Annotated in this window: 13 protein-coding genes and 1 pseudogene; 5 read left to right on the top strand and 9 right to left on the bottom strand. The window is 67.0% G+C overall.

What is annotated here, in order from left to right; all coding sequences use genetic code 11:
- Positions 1-16 precede the first annotated feature (16 nt).
- From FHS74_RS28210 to FHS74_RS28200, 3 genes are read right to left on the bottom strand one after another with little or no spacing between them, the layout of a single operon-like run.
- Positions 17-2,437 carry an ABC transporter permease gene (locus FHS74_RS28210; RefSeq protein ID WP_184807601.1) on the bottom strand — a complete coding sequence of 807 codons (2,421 nt, stop codon included), beginning with the start codon at positions 2,435-2,437 and terminating at the stop codon, positions 17-19.
- Positions 2,438-2,451: 14 nt separating this feature from the next.
- Positions 2,452-3,123, bottom strand: a complete 672-nt coding sequence (locus FHS74_RS28205) for an ABC transporter ATP-binding protein (protein ID WP_184807600.1) — start codon at positions 3,121-3,123, stop codon at positions 2,452-2,454.
- A gap of 13 nt (positions 3,124-3,136) precedes the next feature.
- Positions 3,137-4,396: an efflux RND transporter periplasmic adaptor subunit gene (locus tag FHS74_RS28200; protein WP_184807599.1), complete on the bottom strand. Its 1,260-nt coding sequence runs from the start codon at positions 4,394-4,396 to the stop codon at positions 3,137-3,139.
- Between the two features lie 171 nt (positions 4,397-4,567).
- Here FHS74_RS28200 and FHS74_RS28195 point away from each other — a divergent pair, with 171 nt between their 5' ends.
- Entirely contained in the window at positions 4,568-5,107 is a 540-nt protein-coding gene (locus FHS74_RS28195; protein WP_184807598.1) for a response regulator transcription factor, read from the top strand.
- Entirely contained in the window at positions 5,097-6,341 is a 1,245-nt protein-coding gene (locus FHS74_RS28190) for a sensor histidine kinase (RefSeq protein ID WP_184807597.1), read from the top strand. Before FHS74_RS28195 ends, FHS74_RS28190 begins: the two co-directional genes overlap by 11 nt.
- Positions 6,342-6,494: 153 nt before the next feature.
- Here FHS74_RS28190 and FHS74_RS30730 read toward each other — a convergent pair whose 3' ends face one another.
- The 3 genes from FHS74_RS30730 to FHS74_RS28175 all read right to left on the bottom strand — a co-directional run bounded on the left by FHS74_RS30730 (position 6,495) and on the right by FHS74_RS28175 (position 11,573).
- Entirely contained in the window at positions 6,495-7,895 is a 1,401-nt protein-coding gene (locus FHS74_RS30730) for an ATP-binding protein (RefSeq protein WP_184807596.1), read from the bottom strand.
- Positions 7,882-8,583: a response regulator transcription factor gene (locus FHS74_RS28180; RefSeq protein WP_184807595.1), complete on the bottom strand. Its 702-nt coding sequence runs from the start codon at positions 8,581-8,583 to the stop codon at positions 7,882-7,884. The genes FHS74_RS30730 and FHS74_RS28180 overlap by 14 nt, the downstream gene beginning before the upstream one ends.
- Before the next feature lie 122 nt (positions 8,584-8,705).
- Positions 8,706-11,573: a glycoside hydrolase family 127 protein gene (locus FHS74_RS28175; RefSeq protein WP_184807594.1), complete on the bottom strand. Its 2,868-nt coding sequence runs from the start codon at positions 11,571-11,573 to the stop codon at positions 8,706-8,708.
- A 262-nt stretch (positions 11,574-11,835) separates the two neighbouring features.
- Here FHS74_RS28175 and FHS74_RS28170 point away from each other — a divergent pair, with 262 nt between their 5' ends.
- Positions 11,836-16,536: a PAS domain S-box protein gene (locus FHS74_RS28170; RefSeq protein ID WP_184807593.1), complete on the top strand. Its 4,701-nt coding sequence runs from the start codon at positions 11,836-11,838 to the stop codon at positions 16,534-16,536.
- A gap of 63 nt (positions 16,537-16,599) precedes the next feature.
- Here the strand turns inward: FHS74_RS28170 and FHS74_RS28165 are convergent, their stop codons facing one another.
- The 3 genes from FHS74_RS28165 to FHS74_RS28155 all read right to left on the bottom strand — a co-directional run bounded on the left by FHS74_RS28165 (position 16,600) and on the right by FHS74_RS28155 (position 19,054).
- Entirely contained in the window at positions 16,600-17,028 is a 429-nt protein-coding gene (locus FHS74_RS28165) for a pseudoazurin (protein ID WP_184807592.1), read from the bottom strand.
- Positions 17,029-17,150: 122 nt separating this feature from the next.
- Positions 17,151-18,020 (bottom strand): ParB/RepB/Spo0J family partition protein, encoded by an 870-nt coding sequence (locus FHS74_RS28160; protein ID WP_184807642.1) that lies wholly within the window; start codon positions 18,018-18,020, stop codon positions 17,151-17,153.
- A 5-nt stretch (positions 18,021-18,025) separates the two neighbouring features.
- Positions 18,026-19,054, bottom strand: coding sequence for an AAA family ATPase (locus tag FHS74_RS28155; protein WP_184807591.1), 1,029 nt, complete (start codon positions 19,052-19,054; stop codon positions 18,026-18,028).
- Between the two features lie 863 nt (positions 19,055-19,917).
- Between FHS74_RS28155 and FHS74_RS28150 the strand changes: the two genes are divergently transcribed.
- Positions 19,918-21,171, top strand: a complete 1,254-nt coding sequence (locus FHS74_RS28150; protein ID WP_184807590.1) for a RepB family plasmid replication initiator protein — start codon at positions 19,918-19,920, stop codon at positions 21,169-21,171.
- Positions 21,172-22,032: 861 nt separating this feature from the next.
- Positions 22,033-23,250, top strand: a pseudogene (locus tag FHS74_RS28145) (beta strand repeat-containing protein); the annotation flags it as partial.

Below are 23,250 nucleotides of genomic sequence, written 5' to 3'. Positions count from 1 at the left end.
GGCCGTGCCGACCCCCTCATTCGTATCGCAGCGCGGCAACCGGCGGGCGCCGCGCGACCAGAATCCCCTGCCCCGCCACCGTGGCCAACGTCACCACCAGCGTGACGGCGCCGCCGGCCAGAAAAAGCCAGAAGCTCAACGGCACATGGGCGGCGAAGCCCGCCAGCCAGTGACGCATCAGCCACCACACCACCGGCCAAGCGAGGAGGTTGGCCCACAGCACGGGGGTGAGGAACTGCCGAAGCAGCAGGGCGGCGACCTGGCCGGTCGTGGCCCCCATCGCCTTGCGGATGCCGATCTCCTTCGTGCGCCGCTCCGCCAGGAAGGCGGCCATGCCAAACAGGCCGATGCAGGCGATGGCCAAGGCGACCCCGGTGGCGAGGGTGAAGAGGACGCCCTCGCGCCAAAGGTCGCGGTACAGGTTGGCGGCGTACAGGCTGAGGGGCAGGGTCCTGGGCAATCCCGGCTGCCCGGCGGCCATCCAAACGTCCGCGATCCCCGCCAGGGCTTCGGCCATCCGTCCCGGCGTCACGCGCGCGCTCAACATGCCGAAGCGCGACGGATCAGCGATGTAGGCGACAGGTGCGACCGGAACACGCACCGACCCGGTCGGGAAATCCGGCACCACGCCGATGATGGTGAAAAAGCGTTGTCCGCGCGCCGCCGACGCCTGAAGCCGCAGGCCGATGGCCTTCCCCGGATCATGCAGGCCCAGATCGCGCAAAGCGGTCTCGTTGATGACCATGCGCACGGTCTGGGGCCCGCCGTCCGGGGGAGGAGCCGCGACGTCGCCATGCGCGCGGTCGAACAGCCGCCCGGCCAGCGGCGTCAGCCCATAGGCCTCCAGGAACCCGGCATCGACCGACAGCGTGTGGAGGGAGCGGATGTCGGTGGGCGACGTCTCCATCATCTCCACCGTGTCCTCGGAACTGATCATCGTCGGCTGGGAACAGACCACCTCCCGCACACCGGGCAGGCGGGCGAGGCCGTCGCGCAGCCCGTCGGTGCAGGGGGCCGACACCAGCACCATGTTCCGGGACGCGAGCCGGGCGGCGGATCCCGCCGCGAACTGGGTCTGGCGCCAGATGACCGCGCTGGCGATCATCAGCCCCGTGAGGATGGCGAACTGGACGACGACCAGGATGCGGCGCAGGCGCCCGCCGTCGAGCCAGCGGGCGTCCAGATGGCCCGATTCCCCGCGCAGGGCCTCGACCGGCCGCAGGGACGACAGCACCAGCGCCGGATAGGCGCCGGCCAGCAGGCTGACCGTCAGCACGACCAGAAGCAGCACGGCCGCCATGTCCGGCCGCCAGTAGGGAAAGCCGATGTCGCGCTGCAGGAAGGCGTTGAAGTCCGGCAACAGCTGCTCGACCACGGCCAGCGCGACCGCCATGCCGGCGCCAACCTGCAGCACCGCCTCGGCGATGAACTGCAGCGCCAGGGTGCCGCGGCCGGCGCCGGCGGCCTTGCGCACCCCCACCTCCAGCGCCCGGCGGGACGCCCGCGCGGTGGCGAGGTTGATGAAATTGACGCAAGCGCCGGCCAGGATCAGCAGGGCCACGGTGGCGGCGGCCCCCACGGTCGCCGCACTGCCCGGCGCCTTCATGGCGTTGATGCCGGCCGGCGCGAAATGGATGTCCCGCACGGACAGGACGGACAGGGTGACCGCCACCCCGAAGGCGTTTTGCTTGGGGATCAGCAGGCGGCTGACCACCAGGTCCGGCAAGGCGGCGCGGACCGCCGCCGGGGTGGCGCCGGGCCGCAGGCGGAAATAGGTGTAGGTCGAACCGTCGAAATGGAAGCCCGCCGGTCGAGCGTCCATTTCCGCCAGGTTGGAAAAGGGCGTGCGGCCGGACGCGAAAATCCCCGCCACGAGATGGGTGTTGGACGGCAGATCCTGGACCACCGCCGTGACGCGCATGACATGGGTGCGGTTGAACCGCAGCGTCTGGCCAACCGGCGCGTCCGTCCCGAAATACTTGCGCGCCATGGCACGGGTCAGGACGACCGAATTGGGCGCGTCCAGCGCCGCCCCAAGATCGCCGGCAAGGACCCGCATGGGCAGGACGGAGAACAACTGGGGGTCGGCCCAATAGACCGTCTCATTGGCTTCGACCTGATCGTGCCGCACGGTCCAGTCCTGCGGCATCATCCGGGCGATGGCCTGGATTTGCGGGACATCCATTTTCATCCCCGCCGCCAGCGCATAGTCGGTGCCGTCGAACACCACGGTGGCGCCACCCGGCATCGTGACGGCCGAGGAGACGCGGTAGACATCGGCCGGAAAGGTGCCGTCGTACCCCAGCTCGTCCCGGACATAGAGGGACAGCAGCAGGGCGGCGGCGAAGCCGATGGCGAGGCCCGCGATAGTCAGCGCCGCATGGAACTTGCCGTTCATCAATGACCGGAAGGCGGTCACCCAGGGATCGCGGAACATGGCCTCGCCCTTCCTCAAACCTGTGTTTCGCTGACGATCCGCCCGTCCAGCATCCGGACGGTGCGTCGCGCCACGGCGGCATGGGCGGGGGAATGGGTCACCATGATGATGGTGGCGCCGGCGCCGGAAATGCCGTTGAGCAGATCCATCACCGCCTTGCCATTGGCGGTGTCGAGATTGCCGGTGGGTTCGTCCGCCAGGATGAGCTTGGGGTTCGACACCAGGGCGCGGGCGATGGCGACGCGCTGCTGCTGGCCGCCGGACAGCTGCCGCGGCCGGTGGCGGGCGCGGTGCGCCATGCCCACCCGCTCCAACGCCTCGGCGATGCGCGCCTTCCGCGACCCGCCGTCCTGGCGGTAGAGCAGCGCCACCTCGACGTTTTCGGCGACGGTGAGGTCATCGATCAGGTTGAAGCTCTGGAAGACGAAACCGATATGCGCCCGGCGCAGCTGGGTGAGCTTGGCCTCGGACACGTGCGCGACCTCCTCGCCCATCAGACGGTAGGAGCCGTCGCTGGCGCGGTCGAGGCACCCGAGGATGTTGAGCAGGGTCGACTTGCCGCACCCTGACGGCCCCATGATGGCCAGGAACTCGCCCGCCGCGACCTCCAACGAAATGGCATCGAGCGCGCGCGTTTCGATCTCGCTGGTCCGGTAGGATTTGCCAAGATTGGTGAGCGTCAACATCCGGGTTTCCCCCTCATTCCGTCAGGTTGATGCGTTGAACGGTGCCGAAGCGGCCATAGTCGGAGGTGATCACGCGCTCACCCGGCCGCAGGCCGGACACCACGACGACCTGGTCCTGGTTGCGCCGCCCCAATTTGACCTGACGACGTTCCGCCCGGCGGCCGCCCCCGTCGAGCACGAACACATAGTCGCCGCCCGACGCATCCAAGAAGGCGCCGGCGGGCAGGAGGATGGCGGCGCTGTCGGACCCGAGCGACAGCCTGCCCTCCACCGTCGCCCCCGGCGACAGGTCCGGGGGTGGGGCGTCGACGAAGGCCAGGTCGATCGACAGGCTGCCGTTCTTCACCGCCGGATAGACGCGGCTGACACGAAGCGGATGGTCGACACCATCCAGGGTGACGATGCCCATCTGCCCCAGGCGGACGCGGCCGATGTAGTATTCATCGACCTCCGCCCGGACCTTGAACCCCGTATCCGGCACGATCTCCGCCAGCCGCTGACCGGCGACCTTGTTCTCGCCGATCTTCAGACCCAGCTGCGTGATCCGTCCCGCCACCGGCGCCCGCACCGTCAGGTTGTGCAATTGCGCCTGGGTGGCGGCGAGGCTGCGTTCCAGGCTGGACTGCGCCGCCTGCAGTCCCGGCACCTCCCGCAGGCGCAGCGCTTCCTGCTGGCGGTTGGTCGCGGCCTGGATGTCCTCGAGCCTGCGGTAGTGGTCGAGCTGGTCGTGCACCTGCTCCACCGTCAGGGCGGCGATCGCCCGGTCCCGCAGCAGAGGATCGTAGCGCCGGGCCGTATGCTCCAGCGTGGCGATGTTATAGCGGATGTCCGCCAGCGCCTTCTGGTTGCCCGCCCGATTGATTTCCAGCTGTGTCAGGTAGGCCTGCACCTGGGTCATGGATTCGATCAGCCGCCCGGCATTGTCGAGAACGTTGAGTTCCAGCTGCTCGTTACGGAAGACGATCAAGGGCTGCCCCTGGGCCACCACGTCGCCCGCCTGCACCAGCAGCTCGGCGACCTGCCCGCCAGCGAGCGCGTCGAGATAGACCATGTCCTTGGGCTCGACCGTGCCATGCAGCGGCACGTAATCATGGAACAAATCCGCCCGCACCGTCGCGATGGTGACGTCGGCGCGGGCGACGCGCAGGCCCCCGTCCGCCGCGGCGTGCAGTACCAGGCCGATCCCCAGCAGGAAGGGCGGCACGCCGCCCAACAGCCACAGCGCCTTGGCGCGCGGTGTCCGCCACCAGGGGATCGGGATGGGTCTGTCCATGGCGGGCCTGTCCGTGGTTTGTCTCAGGCCTTCATTGTACGATACCGACGCCAGACCAAAAAACGCGCTTTACCAATATCTTATGCCATTCCACCGGGCTGGCGGACGGGCACGCTGTCCGGATCCGGACGCATTGCCGGGCGTAAAACCCCTCGTCTATAATCCGGTCCCATGACCAGGCTACCCGCTGTCCTCATCGTTGACGACGATGCCGATGTTCGCCATGCCGCCCAGCTGGCGCTTGGCCCCCATGTGGAGGCGGCCGACGCCGCCGCTTCACCCCAGGACATGGCCGTGGCGCTGGTGCCCGGACGCTTCGGCTGCGTCCTGCTGGACATGAACTTCATCACCGGGGCGCGCTCCGGCCGCGAGGGCCTGGACGCGCTGGCCCAGATCAGGACGCGGGATCCCTCCCTGGCGGTGGTCCTGATGACGGCGTACGGTGGCGTTTCCCTGGCGGTCGAAAGCCTGAAACGCGGCGCGCATGACTTCCTGCTGAAGCCGTGGCGCAACCAGGACCTCCTCGCCGCCGTCAGATCCGCCAGCGAGGCCACCCAGGCGGCGCGGCGGGGGCGGCCACTGGACGTCCTGGAACGGGACGCGATCAAACACGCGCTGGCGGAGAACGAGGGCAACATCGCCCAGGCGGCGACAGCGCTGGGCCTCAGCCGCCCCGCCCTTTACCGGCGCATGGCCCGGCATGGACTTTAGACCGGCCGTCCATTCCATCGCCCTCTCCCTGTCCCTGCGGACCATGCTGGCCGCCATCTTCGCCTTCCTGTGCCTGCAGGTGCTGGCGACCTCCCCCCAATACGCCACCGCGCTGGTGCTGGGTGGCCTGGCCGCCCTGACGATATGGGACACGGCCCGGCGGCACGGGGTGCCGCCGGCCGCGGCCGAGATGGCAAGCCCGGCGCAGCGTGACCAGGCGCGACAGCACGACCGGCTTCTGGCCCTGCTGGACGCGGTCACGGTCGCGCTGATCGCCGTGGCACCCGATGGATGCATCGCCTTCACCAACCGGGCGGCCCGCCTTCTGATCGGCGGGGAGGTTGACGCGCTCTCTGACATCGACGCCCTGGGACCCGTCACGGCCACCCGGATCCTGGCCCTGCCCGCTGGCGCCCGCCAGATCATGACCCTGGCGGATGGCCGCCTGATGCTGGTCTGGGTCGTCGGCTTCGCCACACCCGGGCAGCCGGCGCAGAAGCTGATCTCGTTGCAGGCGGTGACCGGTGACCTGGACGCCGTGCAATTGCGCGCCTGGCAAGACATGGCCCGCGTGCTCTCCCACGAAATCATGAACTCGCTGACGCCGATCGCCTCCCTGTCGGAAAGCGCGGCCGAGCTGTTGCGGGGCCGCGAGGCGTCGGAGCCCGAGGTCGCGCGCGCCGTGCAGGCCATCGCGCGGCGCAGCCTGCACCTGATCGATTTCGTCGAGCGTTACCGGCAAGTCGCCGACCTGCCGGAGCCGCGCCTGCGCCCTGTCCGGGCCAGCGAGCTTGTCGCCGCCATCGGGGGGCTGCTGCACACCGAATTCGCCACGCGCGGCATCGCCTACCACAGCGAGATTGGGCCGGGCGATCTGACGGTCATGGCCGATGCGGAGCTGCTGTCGCAAGCCATCCTGAACCTGTTGCGCAACGCGGCCGAGGCCGTGTCGGCGACGGAGGCGGCGACCATACGCCTGTCCTGCGAGAAGGTCGGCCCCGACTTCATCTGCGCCGTCGCCGACAATGGCCCCGGCATTCCCGCCGACCGGGTGCAGGAAATCTTCCTGCCCTTCTTCACCACCAAGCCCGAGGGATCCGGCATCGGCTTGTCGCTGGCCCGCCAGATCGCCCTGGCGCACGGCGGCCGGATCGAGGTGATGGACAATCCGGGCGGCGGCGCGCTGTTCCGAATGACCATCCCGGTAAGGGACCCGGCCACCATAAGAGACTAGTACCAGCGGCACGAGATTCTGACTCGTGTCGCTGTAGCCCGCGACTGCGGGCGCCGGAGCTTTCCGGGGAGCGGAGCGGACTGGAAAGCGAGGAAGCCAAGCGACCGGATGGTCGCGCCCGGCAATTGAGGGACGGCATTTGAACGGTCACGATCAAATGCCGTTGGCATAGGCGGCCTGCGCAGGTTCATGGCGTGGCCCGCAGACCATGGTCACGACGGCGCCACCCTCGTCCCCGCCGATATCCAGCTCAAAGCCATGAAGGCCGGCGATGGCCTGCACCAGTGACAAGCCCAGCCCATTGCCCTGGATGTGCCGGCTTTTATCCAGGCGGTAGAGCCGCCGGACCACGGCCGCCCGCTCATCCGGCGGGATGCCGGGGCCGGTGTCGGCCACCTGCACGGCGGGCGCGCCGTCCCGCATCAGGGTGCGGATGACGATGCGGCCGCCGTCCGGCGTGAACTTCACGGCGTTGTCCACCAGGTTGGCCACCGCCTCGATCAGCAGGTCGCGGTCGCCCACCACGAACAGGGGGCCGGTGTCCTCCCGCGTCAGCGACACCTCCTTCACCTCGGCCAGCGGTTCGTAGAGGTCGAAGACCTCGGCGGCCACCTCCACCAAATCCACGGTGGTGAAGCCGGACTGGCGGCGGCTGTCCTCCAACTCGGCGATGCGCAACAGCGCGGTGATCATGCCGAAGGCCTTGTCCAGGTCGGCCAGCGCCGCCTCCGCCCCCCGGCGCAGCGCCTCCGCGTCGGAGGATGCCAGGCCGCGCTCCAGCTTGGCGCGCATAACCGACAGGGGGGTGCGCAGATCATGGGCGATGTTGTCGCCCACCGCCCGGATCTCATCCAGCAAGTGGACGATGCGGTCCAGCATCTGGTTCACCCGGGCCGACAGCTGGTCCACCCCGTCGCGGCTGCCGGAGACGGGCAGGCGTTCGCGCAGGTCGCCCCCCATGATGCGGCCTATGGTCTGCTCCACCGTCTGCACCCGGCGGCGGGCCCGCGCCCCGCCCAGGATGCCCGAGGCCAGCACCAGGGCCACCGCCGGCAACAGGCCGGCGATCAGGGTGCGCGCCACCACCCGCTGCAGGGCCAGCAATTCATCCATGGCGCGGCCCAGCACGACAACGCCGCCATCCGGCCGTCGCGCGGCCGCCAGGATGGCGGGCTGGGGCTGGTCGGCGCCGGTGGTTTGCACGGTCAGGCGATGGCCGTTGTCATCAACCGGCAGGTCGGGCGGCAGATGATCCAGGTTGCCGTAGCGCAGCTTGCCATCGGCATCGAACCAGGCGGCCACGGTGACGCGGTGATAGTCCGTCATGATGCGGACCTGCAACTGGTACAGCAGGATGTCATCCCGCGTCTGGGCCGCCAGCGCCGCCTCCTGCACCAGGTCGCGCCGCATGCGGCGGGTCTCCGCCTCGCTGGTCTGCCAATAGATGAAGCCGAAGATCAGCAGCATGCCGACCGACAGCGCGGCGGCGAAGCCCAGCGCCAGGCGGAAGGGCCCGGCGCGCAGCAGGTCTGCCCGGGCCTCAGTCCGCGGCACGGAGCATGAACCCGGCGCCGCGCACGCGATGGATCATGGGCAGGTCGCCCACCTCATCGATCTTGTGCCGCAGCTTGCCCATGTGGACGTCGACCACGTTGGTCTGCGGCACGAAACGGTAGTGCCAAACATCGGTCAGCAACATGGCCGGCGTGATCACCTGGTCCGGCCGGCGCATCATATACTCCAGCAGCTTGAATTCACGCGGCAACAGGGGCACCTCCCGCTCCCCCCGGCGCACCGTGCGGCTCAGCAAATCCATCTCCAACGACCCCACGCGCAACGTGGTGGCCCGGGTGTCCGGCGGGCGGCGGCGCAGGGCCTCGATGCGGGCCACCAGTTCCGTCACGGCGAAGGGCTTGGTCAGGTAGTCATCCCCGCCAGCGTTCAGGCCCCGCACGCGATCATCGACGGAGCCCAGGGCGCTCAACACCAGGATCGGGGTGGCGATGCCCTCGTCCCGCAGAACCTCCACCATCTCCAGCCCATCCATGCCGCCCGGCAGCAGACGGTCGGCCACGACCACCGCCACCCCGCGTTCGGCGCGCAGAAAGTCCAGCGCCGCGGCGGCCGCGGCGGAATGACTGACGGCGTAGCCCTGCGCCTCCAGGCTGGTGATGATTTCCCCGGCCATCTCGGGTTCGTCTTCAACCAGATGGATGTGGGCGATGGGGTCCAAGGTCGGCATGTGGCAGGTTCCAGAAGGGGCCTGCCCACAACTTAGTGCGTTTTGAGCGTCTTGGGAATTTGGCCCTTTAAACCTGGACAGCGGCGCCGCGCCCCATGCACGGCACCGCCATCACCAACCCGTCAGACGGTGGCGATCCACACCTGGGAGTGCCGGGCCCGGCTGGTATCCAGATCCGCCGGTTCCCCCGCCGCGGCCGAGGCGGTGACCTGCCCCTGCGCGCCCGGCGCGTAGTTGACCGTGGAACCGGTGCCGCCCACCTGGGCATCGCCCCCACCCAAGCGGTTCATGCGGGCGTAGTTGGGAATGGCCAGCATGGGCGTGCCATCCCGCCATTGGCCCTTGAGGACGACCACGCCGCCCAACAGGTCCGGCCGCCATTCCGCCGTCAGCGGCGTGGTGGCCAGCGGCTGGTCGATCGAGGGCTGATCGGCCCGTTCCACGTTGTAGACCAGGGGGCCGTAGCGCAGGGCCACCTTGCCGCGCGTCGCTTCCACCTTGTCATCGCCGGTCACGCGCTGCACCGCCAGGGGCAGGACGAAATCGACGCGGTCGCCGGCCGTCCACTCCCGCTCCACCACCGCGTAGCCCTTGTCCATCCGGTATTGAGCGGGCTTGCCGTTCACCGTCAGCCCGTCCAGCCCGCGCACCGCCGGCACCGCGGTGTAAAGGGCGCTGGTGGCGCGGTCGGGCACGCGGATGCGCACGGCGAAAATGCGGGCCTGGGCGGGGTTCACGGTCAGGGCCACCGCGCCGTCCCAGGGGTAGTTGGTCTTCTGCACCATCTCCACCTTCGTGCCGGCGACCTCGCCCACATTCACCCGGCTGCCGATGAAAAGGTTGACGTTCACACCGCCCTTGTCCTTGGCATAGGTCCAGGTGGGCACCATCAGCAGGGTGCGGGGAATGTTGCCGACGCAGCAGGGGCAGACGTGCCAGGCGGTGCGCTCGGTATCAAGCAGGGGGTTGGTGTAGCAGAAGGTCTTGCCGTCCAGCGCGGTGGAGCCCAGCAACGCGTTGTACATCGTCTCCTCATAGAGGTCGGCGTACTTGGCGTCGTGATAGGCGATGTTCAGCTTGTACTGGAAAAAGATCAGGCCGCAGCTGGAGCAGGACTCGCAGTAGGCGTCGTTGCGCAGGGCGTAATTCTCGCCAAAGCCCTCCGCCGTGTCGCCGCTGCCCACGCCCCCGGTGACGTAGTATTTCTTGTTCACCATGTTGTCCCATAGGGACAGCACGGCGCTCTGATAGTCGGTGTCGCGGGTTTCCGCCGCCACGTCGGCCATGCCGGAATAGAAGTAGACGGCGCGCACGGCGTGGCCCACCGCCTCGTATTGCCGGGCGGGCGGCAAATGGCTCTGATCGTATTCCGATCCGCCGCGCCGGCTGTCCAGCAGGAAGCGCGCCAGGCGGACATAGGCATCGCCCCGGCCGCCACCCTCCATGTCGTTGACGAAGCGGCCGAAGCGGACCAGGGCCTGTTCCATCTCCTGGTGCCCGTCGAACCAGTCCTTCTTGCCGGGGCCGATGTTGGCGACCCAGCAATCCGCCAGCTTCTTGGCGGCGTTGTACAGGCGCAGGTCCCTGCCGCCGGTCAGGGTGTGGTGGTTGATGGCGGATTCGATGAAGTAGCCGGCGACATAGCCCTCATGGTTGGCCCGCTGCGCCGGTGACCAGCGCGCCGGCCATTTGGCGCGGTCCGCCAGGGTGTAGGCGGTCTGCAGATAGCCGTCCGGCTCCTGCGCCGCCAGGATGACGGGGATCCACTCCTCCAGCTTGCGGCGCATCAGATCCTGGGCCGCCATCATCTCGGCATCGCCCTGCGGGTCCACCATCAGGGCGATGCACATGGACTCCACCGTCTGGTGCACCCAGGCGTTGGAAAAGACATAGCCCTTGTGGGTCCCATGCGGCTCCCCGCGCAGGGCCTTGGCCACCTCGATGAAATTATCCAGGCCGCCCTGGCCGATCTTCAGGTCCGTGCGCTCGCAATAGTCGATGCAGTGGGGAATCCATTGGGTGATCAGCGCCTTGGCCCGGGCCGACCACAGGGGGCTGTCGATGCTGTAGGGGGTGGTGTAGACGACGTCCAACCGCTCGTCCGGCGGTGGGGTTTCCGCCCGCACCGTCAACGTCGACAGGGCGGTCTTGCCGTCGGCCTTGGCGACCAGTTGCAGCACATAACGGCCGGGCTGGGAGAAGCGGGCCGTGGTGTCGACACGCGCGGGATCGGCGAAGCTGACCTCCCCCGGGCCGCTGACCTTATGCCACAGGGCGGCGGCCGCGGGCGCGGTTTCCAGGGTGCGGACCTTGCCGTCCAGATAGGTCTGGCCGCCCAGCACCACCGCCCGGTCCTGGCCGGCGGTGACCAGCGGCGGGAACACCGGCACGGGACCATGGTTCCACACCCGCCATTGCAGCACGCCGATGGCGGCCTCACCCGCGGGATCGATGTCCAGACGCAGGCGCGTGGTGGTGACGGGGCCGAACGTCGTCCGGTTGAAGGCGTCGCGCGCCAGGCCCAGCCCCTGGACCTTGCGGACGGGCACGAAGCGCTGGCCATCCCAGGCCGATACCCGCCAGGCCGTCGGCAAGGCGCCCTTGTAGCCGCCCAGCCACCAGTAGACCTCGACCGCGCCGGTGCGGATGGGAACATCCCAACGGTATTCGATCCAGGCGGGACCGGAGGCCGGCTCCGTGCCGAAGGCACCCTCGGTATCCTCCTCCGAGCCTGTGGGGACCGTGCCGCTGTTGATTGCCGCCAGGCGGGTGCCGCTCGCCCGGTTCGACCAGCTGGTGCGCGCCATGACCGCCAGGTTGACGGGCGCCGGTGGCGCCGCCAGGGCGGTGGCCCCGCCCCCCGCCAACCCCGCCAAGGACACGCCGGTGGCCGCCAGGAAGCGACGGCGGTCGACCGCGTCCGCACACCCCGTCACGGCGGAGGGCGTCCCGGTTTCGGCGGCCGCAGCCATGTCCCGCGTGCTCTTCATCTCTATCCCTGTCCCGTCCCTGTTGCCGCCGGCCCGGCGTCCCCCTCCATGAGGATCCGCCATCCGCGCTTATTGGTCATAGTATTATGATATGACTATTACCGATGCCGGGTCAACCGAAGGGGCGGGGCGAAGGGGCGGGCCCTATCCAGGCGAACATTTGCCGGAAGGGGAAACAAATATTAACCCTCCAGGCTCGATAGTCGGCGATCAAACAGCGGTCGTTCCGCAACCGCCACGCCCATCCGGGAGAGCCCCTCGCATGCCGCCGTCCCCGCCACCGTCCGGCCGGAATTTTGGAAGGCTGACGCTGTTGGCCACCACGGCGGTCATTGGCGCCCTGATGACTTTGGCGGTGCTTGTCAGCCAGTCCCTGGAGCGTGACCGCACGCTGAAGGAACTGGCCGTGCGCTTGCCCATCCAGGTCAGCCTGCGGTCCGCCACCTTGACCCAGGTGCTTGACCGGCTGCGCCTGGACACGCAGTTCCTGTCCAAGGTGCCGCCGGTCCCAGGACTGGCCCGGGCGGGCGGGTTGACGGGCGTCGACGCCCAGGAAAAAACCACCGGCGGCCTGTGGGAGCGGCGGCTGAAGGATGTTTTCGCGGCCTATGCCGCGGCCAATCCCCGCCTGACCCGCCTGCGCTATGTCGGCGTGGCCGATAACGGGCGGGAACTGGTGCGGGTGGACCGCGTGGGGAACCAGATCCGTATCGTTCCCCCCGATGGCCTGCGACCGCAACAGGATCGGGATTACTTCTCCGCCACCATGGCCGCACCGCCTGGCGACATCCATCTGTCCGATGTGGACCTGAACAGTCAGGCCGATGAAAGTGGGCAAGCGCGCGCTCCAACCTTGCGGGCGGCGACGCCGGTGATGGGCGGCGACGGCGCCCCGTTCGGGATGATCGTCCTGGACATTGACATGCAACCGGCCCTGGAGGAGCTGGAAGCCAATATCCCGCCAGGCTTCCGGGTCTATCTGACCAACCAGGACGGTGATTACCTGGCCCATCCCGACCCCGGCGCGACCTTCGGTTTCGAGAGGGGCCGGCGTCGGCGTTGGCAGGATGATTTCACCCCCCTGCCCCATCGCGAGGGCGAGCCGCACCCCCTGTCGCTCTATGCCGGGATGGGCGGCGAGATGTACACGATGTCCCGCGCCATCCCTCTGGATTCGTGGGATCCCGCCCGAACCCTGACGCTGACCGTGGCCGTCCCCGACACCTTCATCCAGGATCGGGTGGCGGCGGTGCGCCGCGCCACTCTGCAGGACATGGGCATCGGTGCCCTGCTGATCGGCGCCCTGCTCTACCTGGTCGTCCACAACATCCGTCAGCGTCAATGGGTCAGCGCCGACCAGAAGCGGCTGGCCGCCCTGGTCGAAGGATCCAATGACGCGATCATCGGCAAGGCGCTGGACGGGCGGGTGACCGACTGGAACCGCGCGGCGGAGCGGATGTTCGGCTACGCGGCCGAGGACGCGGTGGGCCGCACCCTGCTTGAGCTGGTCGTGCCCCCCGATCTCGCGGCAGAGGAGGAGGACATCCTGGCGCGCGTATCCCGGGGGGAAACGGTGCCGCATTTCACCACGCGGCGGCGGCGGCGGGATGGGCAGGCGATTGACGTCTCGATAACCGTCTCGCCCGTGCGCGGCGCCGACGGCCGCGTCATCGGCGCCTCGAAAATCGCGCGCGACATCACCCAGCAGACGGCGGCGGAAGCCGCCCTGTCGGAGGCGCGCGAGCGCCTGGCCATGACCACGCAAACCACCGGCGTCGGCTGCTGGGAGTGGGATTTGCAGACCAACGCGCTGGTCCTGGATAAGACCATGTTGGCGCTGTATCAGCTGCCCGGTCCAAGATCCGCCTTCACCCTGGACGACTGGCGGGCGCTGGTGCATCCGGACGACCTCGATCTCGTCACCCTGGCCCTGAACCAGGCGCAGACAGGCGGGCCGCCCTACGACACCACCTTCCGCATCGTCACCCCGGCCGGCGCCATCCGGCACATCCGGGGCAAGGGCAGCGTCTATTTCGACGGTGCCGGCAAGGCCGTGCGCATGCTGGGTGTCAACTTCGACGTCACCAAGGAGAAGGAGCAGGAGGCGCGCACCCGGCAAATGAACGCCGTGCTGGAACGCAAGGTGGAAGCCCGCACCGCCGAGCTGCGCGCCCTGTCGGCCCAGCAGGGGGCCATCCTGGCGGACGCCGCCTATGCCATCATCGCCACCGACCTGGATGGCATCATCACCACCCTCAACCCCGCCGCCGAAAGGATGCTGGGGTACACGGCGGAGGAACTGGTGGGGCGGGCGACGCCAGAACGTTTCCATGACCCCGAGGAGATAGAGGCACGGGCGATGGCCCTGGGCGCCGAACTGGGCGAGGCGGTGGAGGCTGGCTTCCAAGCCTTCGTCGCCAAGGCGCGGCGCGGCGTCACCGATGCCAATGAATGGACCTATATCCGCAAGGACGGCAGCCGCCTGCCCGTGCTGCTGACCGTCAGCGCCCTGCGGGCGGACGACGGCGCCACCTTCGGCTATCTGGGCATGGTGGTCGACCTGAGCGAACGCCGCGAGCGGGAACAGGAGATCCGGGATAGCCGCCGCTTTCTCCAAGCCATAACCGATGGCATTCCGGGCATGGTCGGCTACTGGGACGCCAATCTGATCTGCCGCTTCGCCAACCAGGCCTACCGGGTCTGGTTCGGCCGGGACGGGGAAGAGGTGCTGGGGCTACATCTGCGCGATCTGCTGGGCCCCACCCTGTTCGCGGAAAACGAACCCCACATCAACGGCGCGCTGGCCGGGGAAAGCAGGCGGTTCGAACGCACCTTGACCAAGGCCGACGGTAGCGTCGGCCACACCTGGGCACACTATATCCCCGACCTGGAGGGGCGGGTGGTGCGCGGCTTCTACGTGTTGGTGACCGATGTCACCGAGCTGAAGGAAACCCAGGTGCAGCTGGAAACGCTGAACCGGGCGCTGCGGGCCCGCACGCGGGAGGCGGAATCGGCCACCATCGCCAAGAGTCAATTCCTGGCCAATATGAGCCACGAGATCCGCTCACCCATGAACGCCATCCTGGGCATGCTGCAGCTGCAGCTGGGAACGGAGTTGTCCGCCCGCCAGCGCGATTACGCCACCAAGGCGCACGCGGCCACCCAGTCCCTGCTGCGTCTGCTGAACGACATCCTGGATTTCTCCAAAATCGACGCCGGCAAGATGACGCTGGAACAGCAGCCCTTCAGCGTGGACGGCATGATGCGTGAGATCTCCAGCATCCTCGCCGCCAGCGTCGGCCCCAAGCCGCTGGACGTGGTCTTCGCCATCGACCCCACCGTTCCCGCGTCCTTGCGCGGTGACGCGTTCCGCCTGCGCCAGGTGCTGCTGAACCTGGCGGGGAACGCGATCAAATTCACCGACGACGGCGAAGTGGTGGTGGCGATCAAGGTCAGGGGGCTGGAAGCGGGCCGTTGCGTCCTCGATTTTTCCATCCGGGACACGGGCATCGGCATCGCGCCGGAACATGTCGCCACCATTTTCGACGGGTTCAGCCAGGCGGAGGCGTCAACCACGCGCCGGTATGGCGGTACCGGCCTGGGCCTGGCCATCAGCCGGCGGCTGCTGGCCCTGATGGGGGCGGACCTTGAGGTGGAGAGCAGCCCTGGCGTGGGCAGCACCTTCCGGTTCACCCTGGCGCTGGCCCCAGTGGCGGATGATGCCTCCGCCATGGCATCGATGGCGCCCCATAACCCTGGCCGGCGCATCCTGTTCATCGATGACCATGAAAGCTCGTGCATCGCGATAGCCGGGCTGGTCGAATCGCTGGGGTGGCGGGGCGATCAGGCCTCCAGCGGCCGGGAAGCGCTGGCCCTGTTGCGACAATCCCCGCCGGACGCGCCATACGACGCGGTGCTCCTGGACTGGAACACCCCGAATTTCGACGGTTGGGAAACCGCACGCCAGATTCGCCGGCTGCGGCCAGCGGCGGAAACGCCGATCATCGTCACGGTCACCGCCCAGCAGCGGGAAGAACTGGCGATCTTCTCCCAATCGGAACCTGGTCTGGTGGACGCCTTCGTGGTCAAGCCCTTGACCGCGTCCATGCTGTTCGACGCCGTCATGGACGCTTCCGCCCGTCAGATAGCCACGGAGTCCCGCGGCCAGTCGCCCACGGGCCGGATGCGGTTGGCCGGCCTGAGGCTGCTGGTGGTGGATGACAATCTGATGAACCAGCAGGTGGCGCAGGAACTGTTGTCCAACGAAGGGGCCATCGTGCATGTCGCCACGGGCGGTACCGCTGGCGTGGAGGCGGCGCTGTCGGCGGCACCCCCGTATGATCTGGTGTTGATGGACATCCAGATGCCCGACTTGGACGGATATGAGGCCACGCGGCGCCTGCGCGACCATCCGGAGACCCGAAGCGTTCCCATCCTCGCCATGACCGCCAATGCCATGGACACGGACAAGCAAGCCTGCGCCGAGGCCGGCATGAGCGGGCACGTGGCGAAGCCCATCGATCTGGATGTCCTGGTCGCGGCCATACTGACGCATGTCAGCACCGACGGGCGGCGGACACCCCTGCCCCGGCCGGCGGCGGTGGCGGCCAACGACCGGCAGACAGGAGATTTCGACATGGCCCTGCGCCGCATGGGGGACAACCGCGCCATATTCGACAACATCGCCGGGCGCTTCCTGTCGGAAGCCCCGGGGATGATGGCTGATCTGCGGGCCCACCTGCGGGAAGACGCCGGCGCCGACGCGGCACGGGTGCTGCACACGCTGAAAGGGCTGGCGGGCACCGTCGGCCTACAGCCCATCGCCACCCTGGCAGCACTGCTGGAAAGCAATCTGAAAGACCGGGGTGGGATGACCGACGGCGAACTGTCCACCCTGGAAGCGGCCTTGGCAAAGGGTGGAGCCTCGCTGGGCGCCTATACGGGTCAGCCTGGCCCGTCATAGGGTGGATCGGGAATGGGCGCCAAAGCGGTCCCGATCCACCCCGTTCCATTCATTATCAATGGCTTATTTCGCGGCGGCCAACAGCTTGTCAAACACCGCCTTGGCCTTGCCCGTCTGCGGCACCTCCTTGGCGGCGTCCAGATTGGCCGGCGTGCCCACAACCACCACGCCCACCATGCCCATGCCGTAGTGCGGCTTGCAGCGATAGCCGTAGACGCCCGGCTTGTCGAACGTGACGGTCACCGTCTCACCAGGCTTGCCCGTGAAGGGCTGGGCGCCGTCGGGCAGCATGCCAGGAACGCTTTCCACATTGTGACCGGCATCGACGGACTGGAAGGTCACCTTGTCGCCAGGCGCGACTTTCACCAGGGCCGGTTCGAACACGAACATGCCGTCGGCGCCCTTGTTCAGCATCTTGACGACATGCTCGGCACCGAAGGCGGGACCCGCGAGGGTCATCAAGGCCACCAGTGCCAGGGGAAACGAACGCATCTGAACTCTCCGTCATGGAAAAAGGTGCCGGGGTCCTATCACCCGCGGCGCCCTTCCCTAGGACGTCATCCGCAACGCGTCTTTGCGCTGGCGCAATAATGCGGCCCGCCCGCCGCTTCCCATCAGCCCAGCAGCGCGTCAATGGCCGCGCGCAGCGCCCGCAGGCGATCGCGATCCTTGTCCTTCAGCGCCGATGGGCGCAAGCCGCGCAAATTGCTGACCAGCCGTTCCACCGAAGCCAGGTTCACGCCGGGTGCGGTGATGCCGCTGGACGGCCTGCCCTCGGTCACCTCCGGTGTTTCATCCTGCGCCTTGGCCGCGCGAATGGCGCGGACGCTGAGCGTGCCGCTGCGCGCCGACTGGATCAGCCGCTCGCGCACCGACGGTTCATCCACCCGCGACAATTCCACCAGCACGTTGCGCGACAGGCCAAGTTCTGACGTCAGAACTCCGTCGAGAATGTCCTCGGGCAGGCTGAGGATGCGCAGTGTGGCGCTGATCTCGCCCTTGGTCTTGCCCAAGGCCTCCGCCGCCTGGTTCTGGCTCCACCCTTTGCCGTCGATCAGGCGCTTCAGGCCGCGGGCCTCTTCCACCGGCGTCAGATCGACACGTTGCAGATTCTCGATCAGCGCCAGGATTTCAGGATCGCCGCTGTGCTCGATGGCCAGGATCAGGCCCCAACCCAGGCGCTGCGCCGCGCGCCAGCGGCGCTCGCCCGCCACCACGATCCAATGACCTCGATCGATGGGGTCTCGACGGACCAGGATGGGCTGCAGTTGCCCCTGCTCCGACATGCTGGCGGCCAGGCCATCCAGCTCCTCCTCCGAGAACATCTTGCGGGGCTGGTCGGGATCGGGCGCGATATGGTCGACGCGCAACTCGATGCTATGATGGAAGCGGCTGTCCCGCGACATGAGAAGGTCGCCCGAGGCCTCACCGATCATGGCGGAGGCGGCACCCAGGATGGGGGAGGGTCGTTTCTTCACCGTCATGGCGCTCACGCCTCGCTTTCAGGGGTGATCAGGTCGATGTCCGCCCGGGCCAGCGGCCGGCCGGTGATGATGCAGTCCGCCAGCTTACGATAAACCCCGGTGGCGGACGAGGTCGGCGAAGCCTCCAGCGCGATGCGGCCGTTGCGGGCGGCGTGGCCGAAGACCGCGCTGTCGGGCACGGCCTCCAGCACCGGCACCTTCTCGCCCAGGGCCGTCACCAGGTGGGCCAGCACCTCACGGTCCACCGACTTGCGGCGACCGAACTGGGTGGGCAGGATCCCGGCCAGGCGCAGCCCCGGATTCAGGCGGCGCTGCACCTTGTGGATGGTGTTCAGGATCAACCCCACGCCCATGGTGTCATAGGGCTCGGTACGGACCGGGATCAGGACTTCCTGCGCCGCGGCCAGGGCCATCCAGGTCAGCATGCCCAGATTGGGCGGAGCATCGATGACAATGAAGTCATAGCCGGCGCGCACGGTGTCCACCGCCTCTCGCAAGGCGGCATCGAAACCCGGTTCCCGCCGGCCATCGGTTTCCGACAGTTCGATATGGCTGGCCGCGAGATCGAAGGGCAGGGGGACCGCCGTTTCCACCATGCCCGGCTTCAGGATGGCGTCGGCCATGGCCCGATTCTGCAGGATGACGTGCGCCATGGTGCGGCCTTGGCGATAAACCTCCACTGCCGCGTCCGCCAGCAAGGCCACGGTAGCGGTTGCCTGGGGATCCATGTCGATCAATAGCACCCGGCTACCGGACTGACCCAGCGCATAAGCCAGGTTGAGGGCGCTGGTGGTCTTGCCCACGCCCCCCTTCTGGTTGGCCAGGACGAAAACTTTGGCGTTGCGGGGCTTGCGGGAAGCGATTTGCTCCAGCTCCGCCGCCACGTCGTCGGGAATGGGCTCCTTGCCGTTTTCCCACCGGCTGATCTTGGGCTTGTCATAGGAGCGCGAAAGCCGCTGGTTCAGCATGTCTTTCAGGTCGCCCTGGCTTTGCCGCAGCATCTGGCGCAGTTCGCGCATCCGATCGCCGTTCATCGCCTATCCCTCATTTTCCGAACCCCGGTTCTGACGTCAGAACCTGCCAGGGGCACCATCAAGTGTCAACGCCAACGTTGATGGTTGATGGTTGATGGTTTACCCCTGATCCTCTTTGCGAAATGTATCCGTCAGACTCTTTTCCAGATTCACCTTGTTCCTGTTCAGGGGCCATAAAACTGTTTATTTATAGATAGTTAGCGAGCCTTCTCATGCGCTTTGTCCCGAGTCTGCGTGCGCTTTGTCGTCGCTTTCCATGTGTTTTCTCCGGCCTTTGTGTGTGACCTGTCGTCGTCCGCCGGCTTTCTGTGCGGTTTCTCGCCAGTGCCGGCAGATCGACGGGGCACGCGGGCGGCTGCCTGGCTCAAGCCCGTCCTGTGTGTTTTCTCTTCAGGTTGGCCGAGTCGTTCGCGTGCGTTTTCTCGTCACTCAGGACAGGCGCGCGATCATGCGAAAATAATCTAATAATAACAATGCCCTATGTCCGGGCACGCCCCGCGCCGACGCCCTTCTCTGTGCGCTTTCTCGCCATGCCGATTCCGGCCTCTATATGTGATTTGTCGTCACCTGACCGGCCGGGTGGAGTCGGCCTCCCAAGGCTCTCGATTCTCCGGGGTGGGGCCCCTTTTCCATGCGTTTTGTCGCCATCGGGGAAGCGGCATTCCGGTCTCCGTGCGCTTTATCGTCAGTTGCCCGGGCCTCCCATCCCCTTTCTGTGTGTTCTGTCGCCACCATTCGGGGGGCTGTTGACTCTATGTGGTGCTGCTGGTCGACTGCACAGCATGAGCAGGACCATAGGAAAACCGCCGGCCAGGCGCCCGGAGGCGACAGGAGATCCCTTTCGCCTGGACACGGATCCCACCGTGCCCAAGCCGCGCGGCACCATCGAGATCATAGAGACCGGTGGCGGGTTGACCCTGTCCGACAAGAAGCTGTTCAACGTCATTCTGGCCCACAGCTGGGACAAGCTGGCCGACGCCACCGCGGCCCTGCCGCCTTTCCGCGCCTCCACCGCCGACCTGAAGCGGGCCATCGGGGAAGAGACGGAGCACAGCAACGCCCGGCTGAAAAGCTGTTTTGATCGGCTGATGTCGGTGAGGGTGGAGTTTCCCTATCTCAGCGCTGACGGGGAACTTAAGGAGGGTGGCGCCCCGCTGCTCAGCTTTCGCGCCCTGCCCAAGGGCAAGGGCTATGCCGAATGGTCCTTCCCGGCCGAACTGCGTCCCGCTCTGGCGGAACCGTCGGCCTGGGCCCGAATCCATCTCGCGGTATGCACCAGCTTCAGCTCAAAATACGCACTCGCCCTTTACGAACTGTTGAGTGTCCGGGTCAATCTGCGCGAACCAGACTGGGAGGTGGATATCGACACCTTCCGCCAGTTGCTCAGCGTCAAAAACACGTCGGCCAACAAGAACTTCGGCATCCTGCAGCGCGAGGTGCTGGAGCGGGCGGTACGTGAGGTCAATGAGCTGTCCGCCATCGAATGCGGCTACACGCCGATTCGCTCCCCCTCGCGCGGCCGGCCCGTGGTGGCGCTGCGTTTCACCATCCGTAAAAAGGAACGGGCGGCTCTGACGTCCGCCGCGCGGGCCACTGAATTCGCCATCGACCCCGTGGGGCCGGTGGGTAAGGGTGGCTTCGCCGCCGGTGCCCGCGACGCCGACACCGTGGACCTGGAGGATGGCAAGACCGACCGTGATCGGCCGGTTTCAGTCCTGGGCCTGAAGCGGCGGATCAGCGACACCGCCGTGGAGCGGCTGCGCGCGGAATATCCTGGCACCGACATCGATGGGGCGCTGGACCGCTGGGCGGGCTGGGCCGCCAGCCAGGCGGGCAAAATCCGTAACGCTGACCTCGCTTTCGCAGGATTCGTACGCAAACTGGTGGGGGAGGCGGGGCCGGTCGCCGTGGCCCCGGCCCCGGTCGCGTTGCCAGTGCGCTCCTCCCGCCAGACCCTGATCGATCGTCTGGCCGCCGAGCCGCTGGATGTGCGCACCCGTCTCTATAAAAGGGCCCGTGATCTGGGCGCGCCAGAGGTGCGGGCCGCCGCCGCCGCCAGCAATATCCACAAATGGTTGGATTGGGTGGTGGAGGAGGTCGCGGCCTCGCTGCGGTGAACCGGACCCGTTGCGGCAGGTTCTGACGTCAGAACTGCGGACCCTTTTCCCGCTTCCTCTCCCAGCCCATTGGATCCTGGGGGAAATCTTTTAAAACGCAACTGAAGCGGCCATTCGCTTGCGTTGTTGATCACGTGTCCGCGCGAGGCGTTCCCTTTGCCGGGAGGCGTCAGATTTCAAGGTGTTGCTCGGCCGCTGAAGTCCAGCGGGCCGGCAGCTTTTCCTGGGAGGACGCGGGTCACGGGCCCCTTGATACATATGTAGGGCCTCATCAGCCAAGCCGGACATCGGTTTCCAGGGTCTTTTATGACCCGTTTCGAGGTCTTTTATGACGCGTCATTGAACCTGTTTACCGCGATGACGACAGCGTTGCGCTGTCGCCAACGAGGGCGCGCAGAGTCGTTAGCTACAGCTAAGAGGGCTCCTCAAAGGTTAACCAAGGAACAAAACAAGGACGTAGGGCGCCCTACGTCCTATTCTGTTTGCCTCATACTAGTGAGACCACCCTTCCGGTCATGTGCCGTTAACGCTTTAGGATATGAAGATTCCAAGGCTTCATTAGCCTTCTGGCGAAAATACGCCTTGAAGTTACCCTCGCATCTAATTATCGTGGCCGCTAGGTAGTCCGTCTGCCCTAAGTGCGTCTGCACTTAGGTAGTAGCTTGGGAAACCTGCGGCGTAAGTCCACAAGGGATGCCGCTAAGTATGTGTGAGGGCCGTGCCAGCGCCGCCATAAGGGAGCGCAGTGCGCGGATTTTTAGTTCCATATCAACCACATGGCTTGTGGTTGCGCCCAAAAAATGGGTGTTGTTCAGCGCCGTCCATGAGGCATCTCAAACGAGGTGCGATCGGAGGTTGTAAATGGTTTCGCCTATTACCTATCTGGGGCCTTCTCAGATTGCCGCTCTTTCGACGGCGAACATCCAGGCCCTCAGCACGCAAGACGTCGCTGCGCTATCTACCGCCCAGATTCAGGCTCTGACGACCACGCAGGTGGCGGCCTTCCAGGCCAGCCAGATGGTCTTCAGCGTCCAGCAGCTGCAGGCGTTCAGCGATAGCGACATCGCCGTGCTCTCGACGGACGATTTCGAAGCGCTGAAATCGAATCAGGTTCAGGCGCTCTCGTCCAGCCAGGTCCAGGCGGTAACCACCGATCAGATCGCGGCGCTCTCCACAGCGTCCGTCCAGGAATTCAGCAAGACCCAGGTCGGCTATCTCACGACCAGTCAGTTGAACGCGCTGAACACGGCTGATGTTCTCGCGCTCACCACGGCGCAGGTGACCGGGCTGACCTCGGCCCAGTTGTCGGGCATCAACAGCGACAATCTGTCGGCGCTGACCAGCACGCAGGTCCAGCAGCTTAGCACCACCCAGGTGCAAGGGTTGACGACCACACAGCTGAATACGCTCTCCACCTCCGACATCCGTGAATTCACCGCGGCCCAGGTCGGCGGGTTGAGCACGACGCAGGTGTCTAACCTCAGCAGCGATAACCTGAACGCGCTGAGCAGCGCGCAAGTTACCAGACTGTCCAGCAGCCAGGTCCAGGCGCTGACGACGGACCAGCTGAACGCGCTGACCACGTCGGACATCCAGGAGTTCACGGCGGCGCAGATCAGTCAGCTGACAACCTCGCAGCTCTCCAACATTTCCACCACCAACATCGCCGCCCTGACGACGGCCCAGGTTGCGACCCTGACGACGGCGCAGGTGTCGACGCTGACGACCAGCCAGCTGGCGTCGCTGACGACGGCGGACGTTCGGGCGCTGACGACCAGCCAGGTGTCGGCGCTGACGACCAGCCAGGTGGCGGGTCTGAGCACGGATAACCTGAACGCGCTGTCGAGCGCCCAGGTGACCAAGCTGTCGAGCGCCCAGGTGCAGGCGCTGACGACGGACCAGCTGAACGCGCTGACGACGTCGGACGTGCGTGAGCTGAGCACGGCGCAGGTGGCGCAGCTGACGACGGCGCAGGTGTCGACGTTGAGCACGACCAACCTGAACGCGCTGAGCACGGCGCAGGTTGCGAACCTGACGACCTCGCAGGTGAACACGCTGACGACGGACCAGGTGTCCGGC

This window comes from Nitrospirillum iridis (assembly GCF_014205765.1).
In the GTDB taxonomy this organism is placed as follows: Bacteria; Pseudomonadota; Alphaproteobacteria; order Azospirillales; family Azospirillaceae; genus Nitrospirillum; species Nitrospirillum iridis.
The sequence above is the reverse complement of the archived record's forward strand: the minus strand, read 5'-3'. Positions and strand labels throughout refer to the sequence as shown.

Excerpts from the sequence above, each read along its gene's own strand:
- FHS74_RS28210 (WP_184807601.1), bottom strand. The coding sequence starts at position 2,437 with ATGTTCCGCGATCCCTGGGTGACCGCCTTCCGGTCATTGATGAACGGC.
- FHS74_RS28205 (WP_184807600.1), bottom strand. The coding sequence starts at position 3,123 with ATGTTGACGCTCACCAATCTTGGCAAATCCTACCGGACCAGCGAGATC.
- FHS74_RS28200 (WP_184807599.1), bottom strand. The coding sequence starts at position 4,396 with ATGGACAGACCCATCCCGATCCCCTGGTGGCGGACACCGCGCGCCAAG.
- FHS74_RS28195 (WP_184807598.1), top strand. The coding sequence starts at position 4,568 with ATGACCAGGCTACCCGCTGTCCTCATCGTTGACGACGATGCCGATGTT.
- FHS74_RS28190 (WP_184807597.1), top strand. The coding sequence starts at position 5,097 with ATGGACTTTAGACCGGCCGTCCATTCCATCGCCCTCTCCCTGTCCCTG.
- FHS74_RS28180 (WP_184807595.1), bottom strand. The coding sequence starts at position 8,583 with ATGCCGACCTTGGACCCCATCGCCCACATCCATCTGGTTGAAGACGAA.
- FHS74_RS28175 (WP_184807594.1), bottom strand. The coding sequence starts at position 11,573 with ATGAAGAGCACGCGGGACATGGCTGCGGCCGCCGAAACCGGGACGCCC.
- FHS74_RS28170 (WP_184807593.1), top strand. The coding sequence starts at position 11,836 with ATGCCGCCGTCCCCGCCACCGTCCGGCCGGAATTTTGGAAGGCTGACG.
- FHS74_RS28165 (WP_184807592.1), bottom strand. The coding sequence starts at position 17,028 with ATGCGTTCGTTTCCCCTGGCACTGGTGGCCTTGATGACCCTCGCGGGT.
- FHS74_RS28160 (WP_184807642.1), bottom strand. The coding sequence starts at position 18,020 with ATGACGGTGAAGAAACGACCCTCCCCCATCCTGGGTGCCGCCTCCGCC.
- FHS74_RS28155 (WP_184807591.1), bottom strand. The coding sequence starts at position 19,054 with ATGAACGGCGATCGGATGCGCGAACTGCGCCAGATGCTGCGGCAAAGC.